Source organism: Haloferax sp. Atlit-109R, from assembly GCF_003665865.1.
GTDB classification, from domain to species: domain Archaea; phylum Halobacteriota; class Halobacteria; order Halobacteriales; family Haloferacaceae; genus Haloferax; species Haloferax volcanii.
The window spans coordinates 1-437 of sequence record NZ_QPLO01000040.1; the positions used below are offsets into that span (position 1 = coordinate 1).

Below are 437 nucleotides of genomic sequence, written 5' to 3' on the forward strand. Positions count from 1 at the left end.
TGGAGCTGGGGATGGTCTGCTCCGTCGAGCCCGGGATCTACCTCTACGGGCGGTTCGGCTGTCGGGTCGAGGACCTCGTGGTCGTCACCGAGGACGGCTGCGAGCGCCTGAACCGGACCGACCGCGGGTGGGCGTGACCCGCGGCGAGGCGAGCCGCGGGACCGGCGACTCGTGGCCGTGGCCGTCGTCGAGGGCGACGCGCCGCTCGGCGTCGGAGCGGCGGAACGGAAAACGCGGAGACCGGCGTGCCGACGTTCGACACGCGAATACGGGAGTCGTGTGCCGTGCCCCCAACCGGTAAATGCCGCCGGATGATATAACAGTATTACCGAATTATTCCGGGTGTATTCCCCCAGTCGGACCGAGCGGGCGGGGCTCGCCCGGCGGGCGACCGGACGGCATCGAAACCATTAGTGTCGCCCGAGCGGAACCGCGGG

At 69.8% G+C, this 437-nt stretch carries 1 protein-coding gene; it reads left to right on the forward strand.

All coding sequences use genetic code 11. From position 1 onward, the window contains the following. Positions 1 to 137: M24 family metallopeptidase (locus DVK03_RS19570; protein WP_121593855.1), on the forward strand; the 137-nt coding region annotated here is incomplete at its 5' end. Positions 138 to 437: the final 300 nt, after the last annotated feature.